This window comes from Citrobacter amalonaticus (assembly GCF_037053465.1).
Taxonomy (GTDB): domain Bacteria; phylum Pseudomonadota; class Gammaproteobacteria; order Enterobacterales; family Enterobacteriaceae; genus Citrobacter_A; species Citrobacter_A amalonaticus_H.
In genome coordinates, this window is record NZ_JBALIF010000008.1 from 153330 (window position 1) to 177563 (window position 24234).

The window sequence follows — 24234 nt, forward strand, 5'->3', positions numbered from 1 at the left end:
TCTTTCAGAAGAACAAGAGGGATCTCAAATGGAATGGCATAAGCTACTGAACAGTGGCAGGCGCAAAGATAAGGAAAAATCAACGCATTCAGAAGTCTCCGATCTGGCCTTCGGACGACAGGAAATAGAACGCGATTTTGATCGCCTGCTTTTTGCTGCACCAACACGGCGACTGGCAGATAAAACCCAGGTTTTTCCTCTGGATCTTAACGACAGCGTAAGAACTCGTTTGACGCACTCACATGAAGTGGCAAATTTTGCTCGAGGAATAGGTATGCGCCTCGCCTTTGAGATGAAAAATGAGATTTTTGGCTCATGCGGTGAAAATCTGTGCCTTGAACGTGACGTTCCAGCACTGCTGGCTACGATTGGCCTTGCGCACGACCTTGGCAATCCTCCGTTTGGGCATCAGGGTGAAGCGGCAATGCGAAACTGGTTCAGACGAGAACTTAAGCCGTTAGTCGATAGAATTCCAGATGATGCGATTAAACCTGTCTTTAATGATTTTTTGAACTTCGATGGCAATTCACAAACTCTTCGCCTCGTGACAAGGCTCCAAATCATCAATGACAATTATGGACTGAACCTGACGTACGCCACGCTGGCAGCAATGATTAAATATCCCAGGTCCTCCTGTTCGAAAAAAACAATTTGGGACAAACATGGATTTTTATTCTCTGAAGAAAAGGTTGTTCATGAAATTTGGGAGGAGACAGGTCTGAGTGAAGGGCAAAGACATCCCTTCACCTATCTGATGGAAGCGTGTGATGACATTGCTTATTCCGTTCTTGATGCCGAAGACACAGTCAAAAAAGGGCTGGCTTCTTATCAGGATCTGATTAGTTTTCTTGCTACCTGGAATGATGGGGCGGATTCTGTCATCGCGGATTTGATCAAAAAAGTTGAAGAGAAAAATCAGGAATGGGCTTTCCGTAAGCAGGACCTTTCTCCTGCTGAGATTAATGATTTGAGTATGCAAATGTTTCGTGTCGTTAGCACAAACATACTGATCAAAAGCGTCGTTGAGACATTTGCGAACACGCATAAGCAACTCTGTCAGACTGATTGTACTGTTCAGGATCTTATTAGCATCAGCACAGGTAATGAACTTTGCGTAGCACTGAAAAAATTCGACAAAACCCGGGGTTATCGCCACCGTACGGTTCTTGAACTGGAACTGAAAGGGTCAAATTATATTCAGGGGCTGATGGACATGCTCTGGGTAGGAATTAAAGGTCGGCAGAGCGGGAGTCACACATGGGATACCCCCTTCGGCCGTTATGCTTATGGGCGAATTTCAGAAAATTACCGCCGCGTTTTTGAAGACACAGGGAATGATCTGCCGCCTCTTTATAAAGAAGCGCAACTTCTGACCGATGCTATTTCAGGTATGACGGACAGCTATTTGATACGTCTTCACGATGAGCTAAAATCGCTTTATGAATATGAAGGTCGTTTCCAGCCATCAACGCCTGAAGCTTAGAATCGAAGATTTTTTCGAAATCAGCGAAGAGCGTAAGCAAGCCAGAGCGTTAATTGATGCTCTGGCAGAGCAATCTCATGCCTGGATCTTCGGTGGGATGATCCGTGATATTGGTCTGTATGGTCGAGGGGGATTCACTTCGGATATCGATCTGGTGATCGAGCGGTCACAAGAAGACTTAATTAACGCATTAAAGGCTCTGGAAATTCATCAGTTCAGCGTGAACAGGCTCGGCGGCATACGCTTTCATTATATGAGTCTGGATTTTGATATCTGGTGTATCCAGGATACATGGGCATTCAGAAACCGGATTGTGAAATTCGAAGATACTCACAGCTTACTGAAGACCACGCTCATGTCATGGGATTCAGTACTTTACGATGTGAGAAATAAACACGTTATTAGCCCCGAAAACTATCTGCATGATCTGCACCGTCGTCGCCTTGAACTGGTATTGCAAGCCACCCCCAATGAGATGGGCTCAGTCATTAAGATACTAAGAACCATCTACAACAAACAGGTAAAGTTTCTTGGGCCACTGATCAGCAACTATTTGCAGCAAGCGCTGAAATCATATAGCTATGAGTCTTTAAGACACTATGAATATGACAGTTACCGACAATGCTCTTTTAGTGAGGATCAGTTGCAGACACTCGTTGAGGATCTTCTTCATACCCAGTCCGGTCACGATGCAAAAATTAAACAATGACGTTGAGTCTTAAGGAAAGCCACCATTGCGGTGGCTTTTTGCATCAGAACCCAAGACTATCCAGCAAATCGTCCACCTGATCCTGGCTGGCGACAACGCCCGCTTTGGAGGTATCCACCTGTGGGCCGTTGAGCAAGCTTTCGCTTTCGCGTTTTGGTCGCGCGCCCTGTTCCGGAATATTTTCCAGTAGCACCATCAACAGTTGGCGTTCGATCTCCTGAATCACATCCATCATGCGCTTGATGACCTGACCGGTCAGATCCTGGAAATCCTGCGCCATCATGATGTCGAGCAACTGCGCGTTGGTGAAGCTGGTGTGCCCCGGCACGTCGCCGAGGTATTTACGCGTGTCGGTAACCAGTTCGCGGGCATCAGACAGTTCGATGGGGTTTTCGAACCACGCATCCCAGCGTTTACTCAGCGCTTTCGCTCCCTTCTCCATTTCATCCTGATGCGGCTGTGACGCTTCAACGCTGTTCAGCGCGCGCTCGGCGGCCTGGGCGGTCATCTGCACCACATAGTCCAGACGGTCACGCGCATCGGGTATGGCTTCAGCCGCTTCGGCAATGGCCTGGTCAAGGCCCAGTTCGCGCAGGCTGTCACGCAGCATGCGGGTCAGGCTACCAATGCGGGCAATGATATCCCCGGCAGAATGTTCATCTACGGGTTTAATCGATGGTTGCATCATGGTCGGCCCCTTACATGCCCAGTTTCTCAAAAATTTTGTTGAGTTTTTCTTCCAGCGTGGCGGCAGTGAATGGCTTCACCACATAGCCGCTGGCACCAGCCTGCGCCGCCGCGATGATGTTCTCTTTTTTCGCTTCCGCCGTGACCATCAGCACCGGCAGTGAAGCCATTGCGCCGTCGGCGCGAATGGTTTTCAGCAGTTCAAGACCGTCCATGTTCGGCATGTTCCAGTCGGAGATCACAAAGCCAAAGCCGCCTGTCTGTAATTTATTCAACGCGTCTACGCCGTCTTCGGCCTCTTCCACGTTGTTAAATCCCAACTCCTTAAGCAGGTTACGCACAATGCGACGCATGGTGGAAAAGTCATCCACAACCAAAAACTTAAGCTCTTTATCCGCCATAAAAAATTACTCCTGATTCAAATACGTATTGCCTGTCCGGCACTGATTTTCGCCAGCATTTGCTGGCTTACCTGGCTAAGATCGACCACTTCGCTTACGCCACCCATATTGATGGCTTCGCGCGGCATGCCGAACACCACACAACTTGCTTCATTTTGCGCAATCGTCCAGGCGCCCGCCTGGTGCATCGCTAACATTCCGGCCGCGCCATCGTTGCCCATGCCGGTGAGGATCACCCCGACGGCATTGCGCCCCGCATGAACCGCCACCGAATGAAACAGCACATCCACCGACGGCCGGTGCCGGTTCACCGGCGGACCGTCATGAATTTTGATCTGATAGTTCGCCCCGCTGCGCGCCAGTTCCATATGCTTGTCGCCCGGCGCGATATAGGCATGGCCCGGCAGTACACGCTCACCATCTTCAGCCTCCTTCACGGCGATCTGACACAGTTTGTTCAGGCGTTCGGCGAACGAACGGGTAAATCCAGGCGGCATGTGCTGCGTAATAATGACCGCCGGGCTGGAGAGAGGCAGCGGTTGCAGAACATGGCGAATCGCTTCCGTCCCTCCCGTCGATGCGCCAATGGCGATGAGTTTTTCCGAGCTGAGCAGCGGTCCGGCTTTTAAGGTCGTGGGTGCCGCAAGGGGCTTATGCGCTCCCAGACGCGCCCGAGAAGCGGTGCGCACTTTCTCTGCAATCATCTCGCTGTAGGCCAGCATCCCTTCGCGGATGCCCAGTTGCGGTTTGGTGACAAAATCAATTGCCCCCAGTTCAAGCGCCCGCAGCGTGACTTCCGACCCTTTGCCCGTCAATGACGACACCATAACCACCGGCATTGGGCGCAATCGCATCAGCTTTTCAAGGAAATCAAGGCCATCCATCCGTGGCATTTCGACATCCAGCGTCAACACGTCAGGGTTATATTTCTTGATTAAATCCCGGGCAACCAGCGGATCCGGCGCCGTAGCCACCATCTCCATGTCGCTATGGCTGTTAATAATTTCGGTCATGATTTGACGCATTAATGCAGAGTCATCAACCGACAACACCCTGATTTTACTCATACTTTATCCTTACTCAGCGCATACACCGTCTGTCCGCGCAGACTAAAATCGCGCACGAGGTTGCTAAAGTTCTCTGAATGCCCGGCAAACAGCAGACCATCAGGCTTAAGGAGAGGCACAAAACGGCGCAAAATATCCTGCTGCGTCGTTTTATCGAAATAGATCATGACATTACGGCAAAAAATGGCATCAAACGGCCCCGGCACGTTGTACTGCTTATCCAGCAGGTTAACCCCACAAAACTCAACATGGCTGGCCAGTTCCTGACGCACGCGAACCAGCCCATCATGGGGGCCCGTGCCGCGCATGAAATAACGCTGTAACTGCTGTGGCGACAAGGTTTTAAGCTCATCCAGCCGGTAGATTCCGCTGCGCGCTTTTTCCAGCACTTCGGTATCAATATCGCTGGCGAATACGCGCCAGCGTCCGGGTGCCGTTCCTAAGGTGTCGGCAAGGGTGATGGCGATACTGTACGGCTCTTCACCGGTCGATGCCGCCGCACTCCAGACCCGGTATTCGCCGGTCCGACGCCGGGCATGTTCCGCCAGCACCGGAAAGTGGTGCCCCTCGCGAAAAAAGGCGGTCAGATTAGTGGTCAACGAGTTGATAAAGGCCTGCCACTCCGCACTGCTTTGATTCGCTTCCAGCATGCTGAGATACCGGCCAAAATCATCCAGCCCGAGCGTACGCAGCCGACGGACCAGGCGGTTATAAACCATATCCCGCTTATGGTCTGCCAGTACGATCCCCGCGCGCTGATAGATTAATTGACATATCCGACGAAAATGCGCGTCGGACAGCGCAAGGCGCTGTGTCATCTGTAACAATAATGACGTTTGCCCGTTGGGCAGAGATGATGTCATAGCGCCTTCTTAATCACATTCCGGATACAACGGGCGCTGCCTGCAGCGGCGCCGATTCTTGGTGTGTTACAACGTGCTCTTCAAGTTTAAATACCGCGACGCGGGCTGACAGCGTGTCGGCCTGGTGTGCGAGCTGATCGGTGGCGGCGGCGGCTTCTTCCACCAGCGCGGCGTTCTGCTGTGTGACCTGATCCATCTGCGTGACGGCCTGCGCCACCTGCTCAATCCCTCTGCGCTGTTCATCCGACGCCGAGGCAATTTCCCCCATGATGTCGTTGACGCGCGTCACCGAGGTCACGATTTCCGTCATGGTGCGCGCCGCGGTATCCACCAGTTGCGAGCCCTGATGCACACGGTTCACCGATTCTTCAATCAGCCCTTTGATCTCTTTCGCCGCCTGCGCGCTTCGGCTCGCCAGATTGCGCACTTCACCTGCCACTACCGCAAAACCACGCCCCTGTTCACCCGCACGCGCCGCTTCCACCGCCGCGTTCAGCGCCAGAATATTGGTCTGAAAAGCAATACCGTCGATAACGCCAATGATGTCGCCAATCTTTTGCGAACTGGCGGCGATGTCCTGCATCGTGCTGGCGACTTTCGTCGCCTGCTCGCCACCGGTTTTAGCCGTATCTGCCGCGCTTTTCGCCAGACCGGACGCCTGACGCGCATTGTCGGCGTTCTGCCCGACGGTTGCGGTCAGTTGTTCCATACTGGCCGCCGTCTGCGCCAGCGACGCCGCCTGCTGCTCGGTTCGTGAGGACAAATCGTTATTGCCCATTGCAATTTCCGAGATCCCGGTATGCATCGCCAGACTGCCCTGACGCACGTCGCTTACGGTGTCGCGCAACGCCTGCTGCATCGCCTTCAGGCTGGCGAAGATTGCCGAAATCTCATTTCGTCCGTAGACCGCAATCGGACGCGCCAGATTGCCTGCGGCTATGCTGTCAAAATGGCTGCCGATAATCGCCAGCGGCTGCACGATCATTTTGCGCGACCAGAACAGCGCCCCGGAGGTAAGCAACGCCGCGATGATCACCATGGTGATGAAAATCGCCGCCGACATGTGATAGTTGGCTTTGCTCTGTTGCTCTGCCACTTCAAGCACACGGTTGATGTTCTGCTGCCAGGCATTAACGTTCGCGTCAAAGGCATCCTGCGAGGCCTGTACTGGCGCGGTCAGGAAATCTGACAATTGATTGTTCTCAAGCCAGGTGGCCTGGTGTTCCAGGTCACTGTGCCATTGGGTGAAGCTTTTCTCCGTCGCCTCCTGCAGGGCTTTCCCCTCTGGCGTCTTCGTCTCTATGGCCCTGAAGCTGTTAAACAGCATGCTGGACTGGGCCAGGTTGGTACGAGCGATAGCCATCAGACTTTTGATGTCATCCGGCGGATAGCTCAGCGCGGTCAAGGTCCCGGCTTTGTTCAACGCAGTACTTGCCTGCAATAAAACGGCGCGCGTTTGCGCCAGTGCGGCGCGTTGCTGATTATTCTGCTCGACCTGATTCAGGCTCTGAAAACCGTCCCGAAATGCCCAGAAAGACAAGCCATTACTGCCAATCTGCAATACACCGCAGAGGATCAAAATCAAAAACAGCGTGGTCGAGATTCGAATACGATTAAACATCAACGCTCCCATCAGGCGGCAACCGCCGCAGTGTTAAAAATCGGTCAAAATGTTTCCCAGTGAGTATCGTGCTCCATGCTGAGTGATTGCTTCTGCGCCGTGTGAGGCACGTCCGCAGAAGGTCGTTCTTCTTTACTCTTTACCGCGTAAGGGCGCGCGGCAAGGCGAAAGGCTGACACCGCCATCGTTAAGCGGCTGGCCTGCTCTTCCAGCGCAGCGGCAGCGGCGGCTGACTCCTGAACCAGCGCGGCGTTTTGCTGGGTGACGCGATCCATTTCCGAGACGGCCAGGGCCACCTGGTCGATTCCGCGGCTCTGTTCATCAGAAGCCGAGGCAATTTCGCCCATAATGTCGGTCACGCGGGTCACCGCGTTCACGATGTCATTCATGGTCTCTCCCGCGCTTTCAACCAACACTGAGCCGGTATCTACACGCGCAACCGAATCTTCAATCAGTGCTTTAATCTCTTTTGCTGCCTGTGCGCTGCGGCTTGCCAGGTTACGCACTTCACCGGCGACCACGGCAAAACCACGCCCTTGTTCACCCGCACGTGCGGCTTCTACTGCGGCGTTGAGCGCCAGAATGTTGGTCTGAAAGGCAATGCCATCAATAACGCTGATAATGTCGGCAATCTTCTTCGAGCTGCCGGCAATTTCGTGCATGGTTTTGACGACGTTATCCACCACTTTGCCGCCGTGCTGGGCGGTGTCCGATGCGCTCTGCGCCAACTGTGACGCCTGGCGGGCGTTGTCGGCGTTCTGTTTCACCGTCGCCGTCAGTTCTTCCATGCTGGCCGCGGTCTCTTCCAGCGCCGACGCCTGTTGCTCAGTACGGGAAGAGAGATCGGTATTCCCGGTGGCGATTTCCGTTGTACCGGCGTAAATGGCATCGGAGCCTTCACGTACCTGAGTCACCGTTTCTACCAGCGAACGCTGCATGTGATCGACGCTGCTGGCCAGTTCGCCTATCTCATTACGTCCGGCAACGGTCAGGGTATTGGTTAGGTTTCCGCCTGCAATTTCACGGATATGGGCGATTACCCGGGAGAGCGGATTGAGCAGGGTTTGACGAATGCCGTACCACACCACCACCAGAATCAGCACCAGCACGACCGCCAGCACGACAAGCTGCCACTGCGCAAACTGGTAATCATGGGCGCTTTCGTCAAACGCCTGACGATAGAGCTTCTCGCTGACGCTGGCGTACTGCCCCAGCGCCTCACCCAGAGCGTTTTGCATACCCTGCGTCGGCTGAGCAAAGTAGGCATCCATGTTGCCGTTTTCCAGGAACTGCACCAGTTCTCTGAGCGCCGCAAAGTACGTCTGATATTTTTCGTCTATATTGCCGCTGGCTTCCGCCATCTCCGGCAGCGGGTTAATCGCTTTGAAATTGCTGAAATGCACCGCCGCCTGCGCGAGCGTATTTTTCGCATTCTTCAGCAGATCCGTTTTCGCGCTGCTCTGCTGATTGTTGGCGTCCATCATCATGCGTGCAGAGGAGCGGCTGAGGTTAATACGCGTTTGCAGCATCAGATCCCATGTCGAGGTGAGCTCACTCTGCTGTTGGCGTAGATCGTTGGAAAGAACAAAACTTTTTTGATTATGCTGTAAAGAGGAAAACAGCAAACCACCAGATACAAGCTGTAGCAGTGCGAAAACCCCCAGCACCATCATCAGCATTGTGACAACGCGGATACGGTTAAACATAAGGCACCTTCCTGAAAACGAGTTATCAACGTTATCGGCACCCTTGATAAGAACTTTACCTTTGCAAAAGGGAATTCCTGGTCAGAAAGCGATATCCACCACCACCGTGTCGGTATAGGTTCCGACGGTGTAGGTGCTGCCTTTGGTGCAGGTATATTCATTCTTATGCGATCCGGCTCACAAAATTGCCCGGTCTGGAGCGCAACAAAATGAGTAAACAATAAAAATAGTTTTAACTTCGGGTGAATTATTTCAGTTTGGGTAACAAATAATTCAGTGATATTAAATACATTGAGCACGCTGGCGGGATGAGAGCGATCGGGAAGAAGAGGCATAACGGATGCGGTCATTGCCGGATGGCGGTGTAAACACCTTATCCGGCCTACAACGACACTTGAGCCACAGGCCGGATAAGCAAAGCGTCATCCGGCATTAAAGCACGGTAACCACATTCAGGCCGTAGGCCGGATAAGCAAAGCGTCATCCGGCATTAAAGTACATTAACCACATTCAGGCCACAGGCCGGATAAGCAAAGCATTATCCGGCATTCCGTTTATGCGACGTGGGATGCCGCAATATCCAGAAGCGCCATTTCATCACTGTTCAGCAGCTTCTCAATGTTCACCAGGATCAGCATCCGTTCCCCCAGCGCCCCCAGTCCTGTCAGGTATTCCGTTGACAGCGTGACGGCGAACTCCGGGGCGGGTCGGATCTGCTCGGCGGTTAACGACAGCACATCCGATACGCCATCGACGACAATCCCTACCACGCGCTGGCCCAGATTCAGGACAATCACAACGGTGTTGTCGTTATATTCCACATCGCCCTGGCAGAACTTCACGCGCAGATCGACAATCGGCACAATCACACCACGCAGATTGGTCACCCCTTTGATGAAGGCAGGCGTGTTGGCAATACGCGTGACCTGATCGTAGCCACGGATTTCCTGCACTTTCAGAATGTCGATGCCGTACTCTTCATCACCCAGCGTAAATACCAGGAATTCCTGACCTGACGGCTCGCCGGCCAGTTTCGTTACATTAGTCATACCGGTCATATTTTACCCTTTCTTACTCAATCAGGCGGCGGAGATCGCCATACGTTGTTCGCGATTTAAACCTTGCAGGGCGGAGACATCGACAATCAGCGCGACGCTGCCATCGCCCAGAATGGTGGCGGCGGAGATCCCCGGCACTTTGCGATAGTTGCTTTCCAGGTTTTTAACCACCACCTGGTGCTGACCAATCAGCTGATCGACCAGCAGTGCGTAACGGCGACCGCCGCTTTGCAGGATCACCACGATGCCCTGGGTGGCTTCGGTTTTTGCCCCTTCCACGTCAAACACTTTCCACAGTTCGACCAGCGGCAGATATTCACCGCGCACTTCCAGCACGCGCTCGCCGCCCGCCAGCGGATGCAGATCATCGTTGCGCGGTTGCAGAGATTCCATCACCGCATTCAGCGGCAGAATGAACACTTCGTCCGCCACGCGGACAGACATGCCGTCGAGGATCGCCAGCGTCAACGGCAACAAGATGCGAATTGTGGTGCCCGCCCCCTGTTTCGACTGGATTTCAACGTGACCGCCCATCTCCTGGATGTTACGTTTCACCACGTCCATCCCTACGCCGCGCCCGGAAACGTCGGTTACCTGTTCCGCCGTGGAGAAGCCCGGCGCGAAGATTAGCATCCCCACTTCGTCATCGGTCATGTTTTCATTGACCGCCATTCCCTGGGAGATCGCTTTTGCCAGGATACGCTCGCGGTTCAACCCGGCGCCATCGTCGGTGACTTCGATACAGATATTGCCGCCCTGGTGTTCTGCCGACAGAATCAGATTACCCACGACGTTCTTACCGGACTCCATGCGTTTTTCCGGCAGTTCAATTCCGTGATCGAGACTGTTACGCACCAGGTGGGTTAACGGGTCGATAATGCGTTCGATCAGGCTCTTATCGAGTTCCGTTGAGCTGCCCACCAGCGTCAGTTCCACCTGTTTGCCGAGCTTACCCGCCAGGTCACGTACCAGACGCGGGAAGCGGCTGAAGACATACTCCATTGGCATCATACGAATCGACATCACCGATTCCTGCAAATCGCGGGCGTTACGTTGTAACTGACCCATGCTGGTGATGAGATCGCCATGATTGACCGGATCGAGTTCGTTTGAGCGCTGTGCCAGCATCGACTGGGTGATCACCAGTTCACCCACCAGGTTGATAAGCTGGTCAACCTTTTCCACCGCCACACGAATGCTGGTTGATTCGCTGGCGCGGGCCGGTTTATCCCGTTCTGCACGTGCGGACTGCGCTTCGCTGGCCGCCTGTTTGACGGCAGGCACCGCAGCGACCGGTTGCGCGATGGCAACCCCATCGGCCACCTCAGTCTGCACCACAGGTGTTGCCGGGGACGCCACTTTCTCGAAGGCAATCTGGTCGGCTTCAATCACAAAGCAGAGCACGGCGATGATATCGTCCTCAGCAATGTCGCCCTCGAGCGTTGCCGCAAGGCTGTCCGCACCTTTCACCACATCGGATAAGGTGGTCAGATTGCCCAGCTCTTCTTCCAGCAAATCCACTTCGCTGGCTTTGAGACGCGACAGGACAATACGCAGCTTTTCTTCCTCTGCGTCAGCGCTTTCTTCAGGGGCCATATTATCGACCACACTGAGTCTGGCATTCGCCACCACCGCCGGCGCGGTTTCACCTTTCGCCTCCAGCGCTAACTGGCGTAACGCGTTGCAGATGTATTCGAAGCTGGCGGCATCCGGCTCTTCCGAGCTTTTATAGGCATCGAGCTGTTCCTGCATAATATCTTTCGTTTCCAAAAACAGGTTGATAATGTCGGTATTGAGCTGCATTTCACCGCGACGCGCATCATCCAGCAGGTTCTCCATCAGATGCGTGGTTTCCTGCAAAATGGTGAAGCCGAAAGTTCCGGCTCCCCCTTTGATGGAGTGGGCAGCCCGAAATATGGCATTCAGTTGCTCGGCATCCGGCGCTTCCGGGGCCAGATCGAGCAGATGTTGCTCCATGTCAGCCAACAACTCGTCAGCTTCATCAAAAAATGTCTGATAAAAATCGCTTATATCCATGCTCACGCTATCACCTCGGATTGGCTGGTGGCGATGTGGGAACGCTTACCTGCGGGCTGGCCTCAGGCTGTTGTAATACACTTACCGGCTCGTTCTGGCTTTCAGCGTTTTCATGCAAAATGGCCTGTTCGGACTGCTTGTTCAGAACTAACAGGCTGATTCGGCGGTTAATGGCGTCATCAGGCCCACGATCGCTCATGCGCATCGTGGCGGCCATGCCGACCACCCGTAATACTTTTCCGTCATCCAGACCGCCCTGCACCAGTTCACGGCGGGAGGCATTGGCGCGATCGGCAGAGAGTTCCCAGTTGCTGTACCCCTTCTCACCGTTTGCATAAGGGTAATCATCCGTATGTCCTGACAGACTGATGCGGTTCGGAATGCCATTCAGTACCGGCGCAATGGCCTGCAGGATATCGCGCATATAGGGTTCAACCTCCGCGCTGCCGGTTTTAAACATCGGGCGATTCTGGCTGTCGATAATCTGGATCCGCAACCCTTCCTGCACCAGGTCAATCTTCAGATGAGGACGCAGGGCGCGCAGTTTAGGATCGGACTCAATGAGCTGATCGAGATCGCCGCGCAGTTTGCTCAGGCGATTTTGTTCCATGCGTTTTTTCAGCTCATCGATATTCGGTTGCTTATTCACTTCGCCCTGCTGCTGGGTAAAGTCATCGCCACCGCCAGGAATGGGACTCTGGCTGTTGGAAATGCGATTTCCCCCCGTGATCGCCGTTGCCAGCGGGGTACGGAAATATTCGGCAATCTGAATCAGTTCTTTAGGGCTGGAGATGGAAATGAGCCACATCACCAGAAAAAAGGCCATCATGGCGGTCATAAAGTCAGCGTAAGCAATCTTCCACGACCCATGTGCACCACCGCCATGGCCTTTGTGCTTGCGTCGTTTGACAACGACGATGGGATGAGACCGATTCTTCATGCGTCCTCAGTCGTTGTCTGTTGCTGATTCGGGTTTCTCACGGCGCGAACATGTTCTTCCAGTTCAATGAACGACGGGCGTTCGCTGGAATACAACGTCTTACGGCCAAACTCGACGGCAATCGGCGGGGCGTAGCCGTTCAGATTCGACAGTAAGGTGACCTTGACGCACTGCATCATTTTGGTGGTTTCCGCGCTCTTCTGGCGTAAAACGCTGGCAAGCGGTGAGATGAAGCCATAAGCCAGCAAAATGCCGAGGAACGTCCCGACCATCGCATGAGCAATCAGTGAACCCAGCTCTGCTGCGGGTCTGTCCGCTGACGCGAGCGCATGAACCACCCCCATAACCGCAGCGACAATACCGAACGCCGGTAAAGAATCGCCCATCAGCGCCAGGCTGTTGGCCGGTACTTCGGCTTCGCTCTCGTGGGTTTCAATTTCTTCGTCCATCAGTGCTTCGATCTCGAAGGTATTCATGTTGCCGCTGATGATTAAACGCAGGTAATCAACGATGAAATCGAGCATCATTGCATCGGCCAGAATCCGCGGATAACTGGCAAAAATTTCACTCTCTTTCGGATTTTCAATATCACGTTCGAGCGAGAACATACCCTGCTGGCGTGACTTCGCCATCAGGCGATAGAGTAGCGCCAGCAAATCCATATACATCGCTTTGGTGTACTTCGAACGGCGAAACAGTAACGGCAGCGCTTTTAACGTTCCCTTGATGGCTTTCCCGTTGTTCCCGACGATAAAAGCCCCTATCCCCGCGCCACCGATGATGACAAATTCAGCCGGTTGATAGAGTGCCCCAAGGTTTCCACCGGTCATCATGTAACCGCCGAAAACTGTACCAAGAACAACCAGGTAACCTAATAAGATAAGCACGACATCATCCTTCTGCTGTTGACAATGACAGGATGCGCAGTCGTGGCGTTAACGCGTCGGCGAGGCAAAAAAAAGCAGCGGTAATCACTTACCGCTGCTGGAGTGTTCTGTCCACACCTATCGGTTAAACAGCCTGTTCGATCTGTTCATCCAGCAGTTGTGGAATAATATCGGCAGCATCCTGGGAAAGTTTACGTCTTTTTACCGCACGCGACGGCGGCTGGCACAAACTGCAGGCAAAACTGCCCGCAGGTTGGTGAGCGTGGGTAATAAAATTCCCGCCGCAGCAGTTACAGCTCGATAACTGAAGTAACCCGCTTTCTACGAAACGAACCAGCGTCCATGCACGCGTCAGCGCCAGCAGAGGACCATCGTCTCCCTGCGGACACTGCTCAAGATAGAGCCGATACGCTTTAATAACCGCATCAACGCCGCTGCAAAGACCTGTTTTTAGCAGGAATTGCCAGGCATTACAGAACATAGAGGCATGGATGTTCTGCTCCCAGGTCATAAACCAGTCGGTGGAAAACGGCAACATGCCTTTCGGCGGAGGACTACCACGGAGTTCTTTGTACAGCTTGATGAGGCGACCGCGACTGAGCTGCGTTTCGCTTTCCAGCATTTGCAAACGGGCACCCAGAGTGATCAATTCCATTGCTAACTGGATATCACGAGCTTCCTGAACAATGCTTTTCTCACTCATCATCAGGCCCTTTTCTTGCGTGCGGTTTCATCAGCCTGGTTGACATCACTTAACAGGCGCGTAGACAGCATGATGCCGGTGTGGATTTGCTGGAGATCGTCAACCCTGGAGTCCTGAGTCAAACGGCTGATGGTTTGGTGGCTGTCGAAACGAAAGTGACAAACAAGTTGATTCGTTTCTGCCAGTTTAACCATTTGTGGAAGGGTCAGCGCCCCTAACGATGTGGCCATTTCCTCGTTGATCCCGAGACGAAACATGGCAGACGCTTTGTCCTGAACGATTAGACGCTGTGCAAGGAGTAAATATGACAAATTGATGTCATAAATGTGTTTCAGCAACTCGGATGTATGCATTATTCCCATCCAGAATAACCAACTTTATTTTTGTGCGGCGAAACCGCACCCCGTGATGTCGCCGGGAATTCCCGGTAAAAAAATCAAATAGGTCAAACACATACTTTCAATCAGGCGCGTAACCAAAGACATCGGTATCACGCAAAGGCTTTGCCCACTCGTTACGTGCCCACATAAATTCTTACAAATGCCTAAGATTTTTCCTAATTCGACGCAACTCTACTCGTCAGTCCTCAGACATACAACAAAGCCAGGCTGCGAATTTGAAAAATATGTGATGAATGTCACATAAAATAACTTAATTGTTAACACAAATCCATCAGCCAGGCTTTTATTTTGATTATAAATTGACCAATCCAACCACTTTTCATTTCATCGGTTCTTAAAACACACGACGGATACAGAGAAAAATATTACGACACAACCGTTAAAATAACGCAGAGAAAATAGTCAAATCCCATTAAATGAATTTCGAAGCAAAACAGATTTTTATTCATTTAAAACAGAGTGTTAATTGTTTTCAATCTCTTAAGAATACAATTATTTTATGATTACACAGAAATTAATCACTCTCATGAATTCGTTGAAATGAGGAATTACTAACCTGCTAATTTAATTTAAGTCAACCGTTTTTATTGCTACATTTGGTTATTTATTAGAACTATTTATAAGAAATTTTAATGAATAATTATGAGTGCCTTCACATTATTGTCATCCTGAAGCATTGCAGTTGTGAGATAATCTGAGTAATGCTGAAGGACCATCTCATATTCTTGCATTAAGGAGCGAGTTATGAGCTATACACACATTCTGGTTGCTGTGGCTATCACCCCGGAAAGTCAACAACTGCTGGCGAAAGCCGTCTCTATCGCCCGCCCCGTCAACGCCCGTATCAGCCTCATCACCCTCGCCTCTGACCCGGAACTCTACAATCAGTTCGCCGCCCCCATGATGGAAGATTTGCGCGGGCTAATGGAGGAGGAAACGCATGATTTCCTTGAGAAACTGGCGAAAGAAGCTGATTACCCGATTGCGCAGACGTTTATTACCTACGGTGAGCTAAGCGAACATATTCTGGATGTGTGTCGTAAACACGACGTGGATCTGGTTGTTTGCGGCAATCACAATCAAAGCTTCTTTTCGCGAGCGTCCTGCTCAGCGAAAAGTGTGGTAAGTTCAAGCCTGGTGGATGTCCTGTTAGTACCGCTTGACGGCGATTAATGCCAGCGCGTTACCGATCAGGCGAGCTTCGGAAACGTCGCCACTTTACGTTGCTGAAGAGTTTCAGCGCTGCGTGGCGCGATCTTCTTTAAGTCGCCAATAAAGCGCTCCTGCCAGTGATTGATGTCATTTTTGATAATCACCTCCAGCATCTCCGCGTGTCGCGATATCCGTTCAGCCAGCGGCATGGTGAGAGCTCTGTCCAGCGCGGCTGCCACCTCGTCACGATCGTATGGATTGACAATAAGCGCGGAGGTCAGCTCATTCGCTGCCCCTGCGAATTGTGACAAAACCAGCACGCCTGGATTTTCGGGATCCTGTGCGGCAACAAACTCTTTCGCCACCAGATTCATGCCGTCACGCAGCGGCGTGACCAGCCCCACGTCCGATGAACGGAAGACTTTCATCAGCAATTTTCGGTCAAAGTGTTGGTTCAGATAAAAGAGCGGCGTCCAGCCCAGTTGCCCGTATTTACCGTTAATGCGCCCGGCTTCAGTCTCAAGCTGATGCCGGATATCCTGATAGGCCTGCACGTCGCCCCGTGAAGTGGGCGCAATCTGCGTATAACGGATCTTCCCGTGATGCTGGGGGAATTTCTCCAGAAGTGCCTCATAAGCCTGAAAACGTTCCGGAAGACCTTTTGAATAATCCAGTCGCTCGACGGAAAAGATGTTTTTGAGATTTTTAAGCTCGGCCTTAAGTTGCGCCAGTTTCGGCGGTAACGGACCCGATGCCTGCCGGGCAATCTCCTGTGGTTCAATCCCAATGGGGTAAACCGCCGTGTGGAAATGTTTGCCCCAGGCAGTGTGGCTTTGCTTATCATGCGAACTGACTCTCGTCATGCTGGAGAGGCTATCAAGGAAGGCCACACGGTCGTTTTCGGTTTGAAAGCCTAACAGGTCATAATCGCACATCTGCTCCAGCAGAATGTCCGAGCATGGCAAGGCGTTAAAAATCTCCGGCGTCGGAAAGGGAATATGCAGGAAGAAACCTGTCCGGTTATTTACCCCACGCTTACGCAGTTCGCTGGCAAAGGGCAGCAGGTGGTAATCGTGGATCCAGATAATGTCGTCATCTTTTAATAACGGCTGGAGCTTATCTGCCAGCAGCGCATTCACACGCTGATACCCTTCCCACGCAGTACGCTGAAAATTCACCAGATCCAGCCGGTAGTGAAAAGCAGGCCAAAGCACCGCGTTGGAGAACTGGTTGTAATACTCTTCGTGATCTTTTTCGCTGAGGTTAAACGACGCCCAGGTAATATTGCCGCGGGTAACTTCTTTTAATGGCTGATCTTCGTGACCCAATTCGCCACTCCAACCGAACCACAGCCCTCCGGCTGCTTTTAGCGCGCCCAGAACCCCGACGGCCAGGCCACCCGCGCTGGCTTTGTTATCCGGGGGCGCAATTCGATTAGATACTACGACTAAACGACTCATAGCCATCTCTCCTGTCTTGAATGTTTTTTTCTTGTTCTTGTGCAGAGTGAATAGATTCCAGCCAGCGCCAGACGTCGGGCACGCTTGCCAGACGCCATGTCGCCTGCGTTTCCCCTTCGCCCACCTTCACTGAAATCCCGCCCATGCGGTTGACCACGGCAAAACCCGACTCATCGGTCAGATCGTCTCCCAGAAAAACCGGGATCCGCCCGGCAAACGGTGCTTCCTGCATAAACGCGGCGATCGCTTCGCCTTTGTTGGCGCCTTTCGGTTTGAGTTCGACGACGCATTTTCCCTGTTGTAGCGCCAGTTGCGGCCAGTTTTGCGCAATACGTCGCGCCAGCGTCAGTAACGCCTGTTCATGTTCTGGCGCCTGACGATAGTGCAACGCAAACGCCATCCCTTTAATTTCGAGCTCCGCGCCCGGCAGGTTCGCCAGTGCCGTATGCAACTGGAGGCTGATGTCACGCTCTATTGCCTGCGGGAGATGCACAATATGCGTTTTACCATTGATATCACGGCGTTCAGCCCCGTGTACCCCCGCCAGCGGAAATCGCCAGGGAGTGGCTAAAGCATCAAGCTCAACCATTGAGCGCCCTGAAATCAATGCAAGCGCCCCTGCGTTTCGCTCTGCAAGACGGTGAAGCCTCTCCAGCACCTGAGCGGGGATCTCCACCAGGTCTGGATGCGGTTTTATCTGTGCAAGGGTTCCATCGAGATCAAAAAAGTAAGCATAGTTAGCGGATAGTTCAGGGGTTGTCGTTAATGGTTTTGCCACCCGGTACTCTCCTTATCATCATGTCTGAAGGCGCGTGGATCGCGTCTCATTAGCAACGGTAAGTATAGACAGTGTGACGACGCTCGCCATTTGGAAAGACAATTGCCAGCCGGGGTAGCGGCTGGCAATGGAGAGGAACTAGACTAAAAAGTTGAGCGTTTTTTTCTTAAACGGTACGCTTCGCTTTTTGTTTATAACGGTCGAAGATCACCGCTGCCAGCAGGATCAGACCGCGAACGACGTACTGCGCAAACGGTGAAATGTTCAGCAGGTTCATCGCATTCTCAACGGTTCCCAGGATAAGCACCCCCGCCACCACATATGAGATTTTTCCGATGCCGCCCTTCAGGGAAACGCCGCCCAAAACGCAGGCTGAAATGACAATTAACTCATAGCCGATAGAGGTCATCGGTTGACCGCTGGTCATACGCGAAGCGAGGATGATCCCGGCCGCGGCAGAAACCAGACCTGACAGCACGAAGATAATAATTTTAGTGCGGACCACCGGCACGCCAGCCAGACGCGCAGCCTCTTCATTACCGCCAATGGCCAGGGTGTTACGGCCGAAGGTCGTTTTATTCAACAGTAAACCGAAGATAACCAGGCAGCCCACGGTGAGCCAGATTGGCGCCGGTAAACCTAACCAGTTGGCATAGCCGAGAGTAAAGAAACGCTCGTCTTCAATACCTACCGCTTTACCATCGGAAATGATATACGCCAGCCCACGAACAATTTGCATCGTTGCCAGGGTGGTGATCAGCGCGTTGATCTTCAGCCGTGCAATGACGAAACCGTTGACCAGTCCACACAACACCCCGAGCAACAGGCCTGCGCCGACCCCGATCCACAGGCTTTCTGTCATGTTGATAACCACAGCGGTGGTGACCCCGGCACAGGCGATGACCGACGCGACGGACAGGTCGAAGTCTCCTGACGCCAGGCAGAACAACATGCCGCAGGCCACCATGCCCGACATCGAAATCGCCAGGCCCAGCCCTTTCATGTTGATAAAGGTGGCGAAGTTCGGCACAAAAATGGCGCAGGCGAGGAAAAGTACGGCAAACACCACCAGCATGCCATACTGATCCCAGATTCGCCCCAGACTAAACGATGACGGCGACTTAGGTGCGCCCGATCCAGACGTAGTTACGGAAGACATCATTCTCTCCTTTCTCAGGCGACGGCCTGACTGACTTTAGGCATAGCGAGGCTCAGAGCCTGCCGCTCATCCGCCTGTTCATGAAGTAGTTCCCCGGCAATCTCACCTTCCCGCATCACCACAATGCGGTCAGCCACGCCGAGCACTTCCGGCAGGTCACTGGAGGCGAATAGCACGGCAACGCCGCGCGCGGCCAGGGCGTAAATAACGTTATAAATTTCGTGCTTCGCGCCGACATCAATGCCGCGGGTCGGCTCATCGAGCAAGATCACCTTCATCTCTTCGGACAACCAGCGCCCCAGAATGGCTTTTTGCTGATTACCGCCAGAAAGGTTCATGATGAGCTGCTCAGCGCCAGGCGTTTTGATATTCAGCGAGCGGATGTGATGATCGGCGTTCGTTTCTTCCCATCCGTTATTGATTACGCACCCGCCCAGAACATGTTTACGTCGGGCGCTGATATTGATGTTGTCTCGCACCGAATGCACCGGGATGATCCCCTCAGCTTTTCGGTCCTCCGGGCAGAGCATCATCCCCGCCGCGATGGCATTCGCAGGTTTGCGGATATCGATGGGTTTTTCGTCAATGTAGACCTGCCCTGCGCTGATGCGAGTCCCGCCAAACAGCCCCTTCATCAGTTCACTGCGACCAGCCCCCACCAGGCCAAACAGCCCGACAATTTCACCGCTGCGCACCGTGAGGCTGATGGGCGTACGTACACCCGGGGCTTTGACCTCATGCAGACGCAAACGCTCAGCACCATACGGTCGTGGCTGCCAGCCGTAAATATCCCCTAAATCACGCCCTACCATTGCCTGTACCAGCGCATCATGGTTAACCTGCTGCATGTCGGTGAACGTTTTAACGTAGCGGCCATCCTTAAACACGGTGATCGCGTCGCTCAGCGCGAAGATTTCTTCCATGCGATGCGAAACATAGAGAATGACGCGCCCTTCTTTGCGCAGTTCACGGATCACCAGAAACAGGTTTTCAATCTCTCTGGCGGAAAGCGAACTGGTCGGCTCATCAAACGCAATGATTTTGGCGTTACGTGCCAGCGCTTTGGCGATTTCCACCATCTGCCACTGGCCGATAGAGAGGTACTTCAGCGGTGTATCCGGTTCGATATCCATCCCCAGATGTTGTAACTGCAGACCCGCCTCATAATTGAGCAAACTGCGGTTAACAATGCCACCCTTATGCGGAAGCTGGCCAAGGTAGATATTCTCGGCAACGGTCATTTCCGGCACGAGATGCAATTCCTGGTAAATAATGGCGACGCCGGCGTTTAATGCAGCGGTGGTATCCGCGAAATTCATTTCCTGCCCGCGAATCGCCAATGAGCCCGTGGTTGGCGCATAGTTACCGCTGAGAATTTTTAAGAGTGTTGATTTCCCGGCGCCATTTTCGCCCATCAGCGCATGCACCTGACCGGCATAGCAGTCAAAACTGATATCCGTGAGCGCCTTGACGCCCGGAAAAGTTTTACCAATGCCGCGAAATGAGAGATACGGGGTAGACTGTTGCATAACGTCTCCGTGAGTCAGTATCGTTCTAACCTGTTGCCGGAGGCGACATATTCGTCACCTCCGGAATTTCCCATGCTGTGGAATTACTTGCCGCCTAACCCTTTTTTCGCCAGTTCTTCTTTGAAATTGTCACGGGTGATCAGAACCACATCCGTCACTTCAGTGAATGCCGGCGGCTCTGCGCCTTTGGTCACCCAGTTGTAGAGCATTTCGCTGGATTTATAGCCATGCACGTCCGGGCTTGGCAGCAGTGAGCCATAAAAGCCGGTGGCCTGTGCTTTCGACAGTTCGCTCACCGCGTCCACACCGTTAATGCCGATACCGATCACGTCTGGCGCTTTGAAGCCCTGGCCTTCCGTTGCGCGCACGCCACCAAGAACGGTGTTATCGTTCATGCCAACAATCAGCCAGTGTTTCACTTCAGGGTGCTGAACGAGCATAGAGTTAGCGGCATCAAATGCGCCGGGGATATCGTTCGATTTGGTGGGGACCTGATAGATCTGTTTTTCCGGGAAGCCAGCGGCTTTCAGCGCTTCCATCGAACCGGTAGTGCGACGACGCGCGGTATCCAGTTCATTCGATGTGATCGCCATGACAGCGCTCTCTTTGACATCCCAACCGCGTTTTTGCATCTCTTTATACAGTTCCTGGCCCTGACGCTCGCCAATTTTGGTCGCGGCCATCATCACCAGCGGAACCGTCTCCATGGGTTTGCCCTTGGCATTGACAAACTGGTCATCCACCGCAATGACTTTCATATCGTAACCGCGCGCTTTCGCGACAATGGCTGAACCGAGTTTGGGATCCGGTGTGCAAATTACAAAGCCTTTCGCGCCGCTGGCCGCCAGGCTGTCGATCGCATTGAGGGTTTTCTCTCCATCAGGCACGGCGATCTTAATCACTTCAAAACCCAGATCTTTCCCGGCCTTATCGGCAAATTTCCATTCCGTCTGGAACCAGGGTTCTTCCGGCTGTTTAACCAGAAATCCCAGTTTCATTGTTTCAGCGATAGCGGATTGTGACATAACGGCAGCCAGACCAATGGCCGCCAGCGCTTTAGTGAATTTGTGCATGGTTAACTCCAGCTTTAGCGTCATTTTATGTAGGGTAGAATCGAGCAATTGTTTGTAATTCAGTCAGAAAACAAGGCATTACCATTCGCTTGAAAGATAATTACCAGGACTGGATTAGTTGTAGCGGGAAATTGATTCTCCATAGGAGAGCGACATCACACCGCAGAATTACAGTAATTGCGTACATAAATTCAGCGGAAAATGACATAAGAAATGGCTAAATTGTCTGACAAATGAAAATGGCAATAGCACATTAATCCATAAGACCAGCTCGCAAATCCTTGTTGCTACATTTTGACTTGTAAGGAGAGAGTGACTTATCCAGGATAGACGGATATGCATTCACGCGCGGGCTGATACGGCGTCGTCCAATAAACCGGGATAATCCCCTCAAAGAAACATCAATAGTAACAACAGATTCTGTTTATTCGAAACCGACGCCAGCAAATCAGTAACCTTTTTCATTCATCCTGTTGTATTTAAACCATGCTGATAACAGCGGAAATAACGTATTCATTATTCGGTAAAATTAATAACGTTTTCGCTAACATGATCTGGCGCAAGATATATCCCGTAGGACTCGTCACAAACTGATTTCAGTGTAAAACTATTCCGTCAGGAACAACGTGAATTATCAATTATCCGATAGTACCCTGCTTAATTATTCGGTTTTATATTTACAATCTCATTAGTGAAATAAAAATCCTTCATTCCACTTTCATTCATCCTCAGCAATTTCTCGCTAATATGTAAAAAAACATAAACAATGCCACTTGAGGATTTTCTTATGCACTTTCTGACGGTATGCTTATTCAGGAAAACAAAGAAATTGACTCGTTGATCACATAATGGACCGGCAGATTGGATCTACTCTGCTAACAGTAAGTTGTGCCGTTAACCGTGCACGTTCCTCTTTCAGAAAATAAGGATATTGATATGGCATCAGTTGGAATAGTTCACAAACTCAATACGCAAATGAATCTTGAGTTTTATGCGTCCAATCTCTATCTCCATATGAGCGAATGGTGTTCAGAACACAGTTTAATGGGGACCGCCACATTTCTGCGGACTCAGGCTCAGAGCAACGTCACCCAAATGATGCGCATGTTTAATTACATGAAAAAGGCCGGGGCAAACCCGGTGGTTAAGGCCGTTGACGTACCAGAGGAAGATTTACACTCACTGGAAGAACTGTTTCAGAAAACCCTGGAGGATCATGAGCAGCGAGCCAGTACCCTCTCTCGTCTGGCTGACGAAGCCGAAGCCCTGAACGATACCCCCACTCTGAGCTTTTTGCACACACTGGAAAAAGAACAGCAGCAGGACGGACTGTTACTGCAAACGATTCTTGATGAAGTGCGCAGTGCAAAACGCGCAGGGCTGTGTCCGGCGCAAACGGACCAGCACGTGCTTAATGTGGTGAATCATCAACAGCATTAATTGAACTCAGGATTGGCCTGCATATCCTTTCTTCAGCAGGCCAAATATTCCGTCCATCCAGCCCGATATCTCCGACGCTACCAGGTTCTCGGTATAGGTTAGTGAGCTTCGCCCTGCGGCGTGAATTTCAGCTCAATCAGCGCAATCGCTTTCTGGATAGCGCGTAACGTCACAGGATCGGCTGCCGCTGGATGCGTTGAAAAATCGATGTTTTTCAGTTGACTGGACATTTTCTCGCGAACTTCGACAGGGGCAATCACGTCAAGGACATCAAGAATTTGTTTAATGACTAACTGGCAGGCGACAACATCAGAGACCAGTTCCTGATCGGCGCTCATCGGCTGGGACATACATTCGCTCCTGAAATAAAAGAGTATAAAGGTCGCCATAGTACCGATTCAGATGTGGAAACGATAGTCGCACCTTGCGCTTCGTCCTTCGAAGAGGCTTCACACTTTTAGCCTGAGGGAAAAGGAATCCGTTCGTCGTAGTGATTAATTGCCGCTGATCTGTAAGCTATTCGGGCCATTGAAAGGCAACGACGTCAGTTAGGATGACGTATCACCGAACAATCAGAGCGAAACAATGAAGACTCTTTTTATTGCCCTCTCACTGCTCCTCCTGACAGGATGCCCGATAAACAGACAGGCTAAGGTGAGTGATGTCAACTCGACCACCGGCGTGGTACGGTTGAGTTACGATCAGGCGATGCTGCAAAACGCTCATACCGATGACTATATCGCTCACGGCACGGCGACGCGCGAGTGTCAACAAATTGGCTATGCCGATGCCATATCATTTGGTCAACCGGTTAGCACCTGCAGCGTCTATGCTGGCTCACTGTGTATGAATACAAAAATCACCCTTTCCTACAAGTGTCAGGGCGTCGCTATTCAGCCAGCCGTTTCCCCCAATTAGTAATACCGGGCCAGCCACGCTGGCCTTAATTAACCGCAATTGTTATTTTTTAGCACAAATGCGTTTTATTCCCATTCGTATTTTTAATAATTAAATTTAATATTTTACCTTTTGCAAATATTTAAATAACAATTTATAGTGGCGCAACATCAACATAGTGAT

General features: G+C 52.0%; 23 protein-coding genes. 5 read left to right on the top strand and 18 right to left on the bottom strand.

The window, feature by feature from the left end:
* Positions 1–28 precede the first annotated feature (28 nt).
* Together dgt and WB371_RS15175 are read left to right on the top strand one after the other, a co-directional pair.
* On the top strand, positions 29–1483 hold the full coding sequence (gene dgt, locus WB371_RS15170) for a dGTP triphosphohydrolase (RefSeq protein WP_336220876.1): 1455 nt from the start codon (positions 29–31) through the stop codon (positions 1481–1483).
* Positions 1440–2192 carry a hypothetical protein gene (locus tag WB371_RS15175; RefSeq protein WP_336220877.1) on the top strand — a complete coding sequence of 251 codons (753 nt, stop codon included), beginning with the start codon at positions 1440–1442 and terminating at the stop codon, positions 2190–2192. Before dgt ends, WB371_RS15175 begins: the two co-directional genes overlap by 44 nt.
* 43 nt (positions 2193–2235) lie before the next feature.
* Here WB371_RS15175 and cheZ read toward each other — a convergent pair whose 3' ends face one another.
* The 12 genes from cheZ to flhD form a co-directional block, all read right to left on the bottom strand.
* Complete coding sequence (gene cheZ / locus WB371_RS15180; RefSeq protein WP_336220878.1) at positions 2236–2880, bottom strand: protein phosphatase CheZ; 645 nt, start codon at positions 2878–2880, stop codon at positions 2236–2238.
* Between the two features lie 10 nt (positions 2881–2890).
* Positions 2891–3280, bottom strand: a complete 390-nt coding sequence (gene cheY / locus WB371_RS15185; RefSeq protein ID WP_336220879.1) for a chemotaxis response regulator CheY — start codon at positions 3278–3280, stop codon at positions 2891–2893.
* 17 nt (positions 3281–3297) lie between these two features.
* Positions 3298–4347, bottom strand: coding sequence for a protein-glutamate methylesterase/protein glutamine deamidase (gene cheB / locus WB371_RS15190; protein WP_336220880.1), 1050 nt, complete (start codon positions 4345–4347; stop codon positions 3298–3300).
* Complete coding sequence (gene cheR, locus WB371_RS15195) at positions 4344–5210, bottom strand: protein-glutamate O-methyltransferase CheR (RefSeq protein WP_336220881.1); 867 nt, start codon at positions 5208–5210, stop codon at positions 4344–4346. Before cheR ends, cheB begins: the two co-directional genes overlap by 4 nt.
* A gap of 13 nt (positions 5211–5223) precedes the next feature.
* Positions 5224–6831 (bottom strand): methyl-accepting chemotaxis protein IV, encoded by a 1608-nt coding sequence (tap, locus tag WB371_RS15200; RefSeq protein WP_336220882.1) that lies wholly within the window; start codon positions 6829–6831, stop codon positions 5224–5226.
* 44 nt (positions 6832–6875) lie between these two features.
* On the bottom strand, positions 6876–8537 hold the full coding sequence (gene tar / locus WB371_RS15205; protein WP_336220883.1) for a methyl-accepting chemotaxis protein II: 1662 nt from the start codon (positions 8535–8537) through the stop codon (positions 6876–6878).
* A 554-nt stretch (positions 8538–9091) separates the two neighbouring features.
* Positions 9092–9595: a chemotaxis protein CheW gene (cheW, locus tag WB371_RS15210; RefSeq protein WP_336220884.1), complete on the bottom strand. Its 504-nt coding sequence runs from the start codon at positions 9593–9595 to the stop codon at positions 9092–9094.
* Between the two features lie 21 nt (positions 9596–9616).
* Positions 9617–11638: a chemotaxis protein CheA gene (gene cheA, locus WB371_RS15215; RefSeq protein ID WP_336220885.1), complete on the bottom strand. Its 2022-nt coding sequence runs from the start codon at positions 11636–11638 to the stop codon at positions 9617–9619.
* Between the two features lie 4 nt (positions 11639–11642).
* The gene (gene motB, locus WB371_RS15220) at positions 11643–12572 is read right to left on the bottom strand and encodes a flagellar motor protein MotB (protein WP_336220886.1); all 930 of its coding nucleotides are present in this window, start codon (positions 12570–12572) and stop codon (positions 11643–11645) included.
* Positions 12569–13459 carry a flagellar motor stator protein MotA gene (motA, locus tag WB371_RS15225; protein ID WP_336220887.1) on the bottom strand — a complete coding sequence of 297 codons (891 nt, stop codon included), beginning with the start codon at positions 13457–13459 and terminating at the stop codon, positions 12569–12571. Before motA ends, motB begins: the two co-directional genes overlap by 4 nt.
* Positions 13460–13583: 124 nt before the next feature.
* Positions 13584–14168 (bottom strand): flagellar transcriptional regulator FlhC, encoded by a 585-nt coding sequence (flhC, locus tag WB371_RS15230; protein ID WP_336220965.1) that lies wholly within the window; start codon positions 14166–14168, stop codon positions 13584–13586.
* A complete protein-coding gene (gene flhD / locus WB371_RS15235; RefSeq protein ID WP_336220888.1) occupies positions 14165–14515 on the bottom strand; it encodes a flagellar transcriptional regulator FlhD in 351 nt (116 codons plus the stop codon). The genes flhC and flhD overlap by 4 nt, the downstream gene beginning before the upstream one ends.
* 792 nt (positions 14516–15307) lie before the next feature.
* Between flhD and uspC the strand changes: the two genes are divergently transcribed.
* Positions 15308–15736 carry a universal stress protein UspC gene (gene uspC / locus WB371_RS15240; protein WP_336220889.1) on the top strand — a complete coding sequence of 143 codons (429 nt, stop codon included), beginning with the start codon at positions 15308–15310 and terminating at the stop codon, positions 15734–15736.
* 17 nt (positions 15737–15753) lie between these two features.
* On the opposite strand, the gene otsA is transcribed toward uspC, so the two are convergent.
* The 5 genes from otsA to araF form a co-directional block, all read right to left on the bottom strand.
* Positions 15754–17175 carry an alpha,alpha-trehalose-phosphate synthase gene (gene otsA, locus WB371_RS15245; protein WP_336220890.1) on the bottom strand — a complete coding sequence of 474 codons (1422 nt, stop codon included), beginning with the start codon at positions 17173–17175 and terminating at the stop codon, positions 15754–15756.
* Positions 17150–17953 carry a trehalose-phosphatase gene (gene otsB, locus WB371_RS15250; protein WP_336220891.1) on the bottom strand — a complete coding sequence of 268 codons (804 nt, stop codon included), beginning with the start codon at positions 17951–17953 and terminating at the stop codon, positions 17150–17152. The genes otsA and otsB overlap by 26 nt, the downstream gene beginning before the upstream one ends.
* Positions 17954–18119: 166 nt before the next feature.
* Positions 18120–19112: an arabinose ABC transporter permease AraH gene (araH, locus tag WB371_RS15255; RefSeq protein ID WP_336220966.1), complete on the bottom strand. Its 993-nt coding sequence runs from the start codon at positions 19110–19112 to the stop codon at positions 18120–18122.
* Between the two features lie 14 nt (positions 19113–19126).
* Positions 19127–20641: an arabinose ABC transporter ATP-binding protein AraG gene (araG, locus tag WB371_RS15260; protein WP_336220892.1), complete on the bottom strand. Its 1515-nt coding sequence runs from the start codon at positions 20639–20641 to the stop codon at positions 19127–19129.
* Positions 20642–20724: 83 nt separating this feature from the next.
* Complete coding sequence (araF, locus tag WB371_RS15265; RefSeq protein WP_336220893.1) at positions 20725–21714, bottom strand: arabinose ABC transporter substrate-binding protein AraF; 990 nt, start codon at positions 21712–21714, stop codon at positions 20725–20727.
* 936 nt (positions 21715–22650) lie between these two features.
* Between araF and WB371_RS15270 the strand changes: the two genes are divergently transcribed.
* On the top strand, positions 22651–23154 hold the full coding sequence (locus WB371_RS15270; RefSeq protein ID WP_336220894.1) for a non-heme ferritin-like protein: 504 nt from the start codon (positions 22651–22653) through the stop codon (positions 23152–23154).
* 98 nt (positions 23155–23252) lie between these two features.
* Here WB371_RS15270 and WB371_RS15275 read toward each other — a convergent pair whose 3' ends face one another.
* The gene (locus tag WB371_RS15275) at positions 23253–23504 is read right to left on the bottom strand and encodes a DUF2766 family protein (protein ID WP_336220895.1); all 252 of its coding nucleotides are present in this window, start codon (positions 23502–23504) and stop codon (positions 23253–23255) included.
* A gap of 235 nt (positions 23505–23739) precedes the next feature.
* Between WB371_RS15275 and WB371_RS15280 the strand changes: the two genes are divergently transcribed.
* Positions 23740–24072, top strand: coding sequence for a YecR-like lipofamily protein (locus tag WB371_RS15280; RefSeq protein WP_336220896.1), 333 nt, complete (start codon positions 23740–23742; stop codon positions 24070–24072).
* The last annotated feature ends 162 nt before the right edge of the window (positions 24073–24234 follow it).

Excerpts from the sequence above, each read along its gene's own strand:
- tap (WP_336220882.1), bottom strand. The coding sequence starts at position 6,831 with ATGTTTAATCGTATTCGAATCTCGACCACGCTGTTTTTGATTTTGATC.
- otsA (WP_336220890.1), bottom strand. The coding sequence starts at position 17,175 with ATGAGTCGTTTAGTCGTAGTATCTAATCGAATTGCGCCCCCGGATAAC.
- tar (WP_336220883.1), bottom strand. The coding sequence starts at position 8,537 with ATGTTTAACCGTATCCGCGTTGTCACAATGCTGATGATGGTGCTGGGG.
- dgt (WP_336220876.1), top strand. The coding sequence starts at position 29 with ATGGAATGGCATAAGCTACTGAACAGTGGCAGGCGCAAAGATAAGGAA.
- motB (WP_336220886.1), bottom strand. The coding sequence starts at position 12,572 with ATGAAGAATCGGTCTCATCCCATCGTCGTTGTCAAACGACGCAAGCAC.
- WB371_RS15175 (WP_336220877.1), top strand. The coding sequence starts at position 1,440 with ATGAATATGAAGGTCGTTTCCAGCCATCAACGCCTGAAGCTTAGAATC.
- cheW (WP_336220884.1), bottom strand. The coding sequence starts at position 9,595 with ATGACCGGTATGACTAATGTAACGAAACTGGCCGGCGAGCCGTCAGGT.
- cheR (WP_336220881.1), bottom strand. The coding sequence starts at position 5,210 with ATGACATCATCTCTGCCCAACGGGCAAACGTCATTATTGTTACAGATG.
- WB371_RS15270 (WP_336220894.1), top strand. The coding sequence starts at position 22,651 with ATGGCATCAGTTGGAATAGTTCACAAACTCAATACGCAAATGAATCTT.
- araG (WP_336220892.1), bottom strand. The coding sequence starts at position 20,641 with ATGCAACAGTCTACCCCGTATCTCTCATTTCGCGGCATTGGTAAAACT.
- cheZ (WP_336220878.1), bottom strand. The coding sequence starts at position 2,880 with ATGATGCAACCATCGATTAAACCCGTAGATGAACATTCTGCCGGGGAT.
- araH (WP_336220966.1), bottom strand. The coding sequence starts at position 19,112 with ATGTCTTCCGTAACTACGTCTGGATCGGGCGCACCTAAGTCGCCGTCA.
- flhD (WP_336220888.1), bottom strand. The coding sequence starts at position 14,515 with ATGCATACATCCGAGTTGCTGAAACACATTTATGACATCAATTTGTCA.
- cheB (WP_336220880.1), bottom strand. The coding sequence starts at position 4,347 with ATGAGTAAAATCAGGGTGTTGTCGGTTGATGACTCTGCATTAATGCGT.
- cheY (WP_336220879.1), bottom strand. The coding sequence starts at position 3,280 with ATGGCGGATAAAGAGCTTAAGTTTTTGGTTGTGGATGACTTTTCCACC.
- WB371_RS15275 (WP_336220895.1), bottom strand. The coding sequence starts at position 23,504 with ATGTCCCAGCCGATGAGCGCCGATCAGGAACTGGTCTCTGATGTTGTC.
- araF (WP_336220893.1), bottom strand. The coding sequence starts at position 21,714 with ATGCACAAATTCACTAAAGCGCTGGCGGCCATTGGTCTGGCTGCCGTT.
- uspC (WP_336220889.1), top strand. The coding sequence starts at position 15,308 with ATGAGCTATACACACATTCTGGTTGCTGTGGCTATCACCCCGGAAAGT.
- WB371_RS15280 (WP_336220896.1), top strand. The coding sequence starts at position 23,740 with ATGAAGACTCTTTTTATTGCCCTCTCACTGCTCCTCCTGACAGGATGC.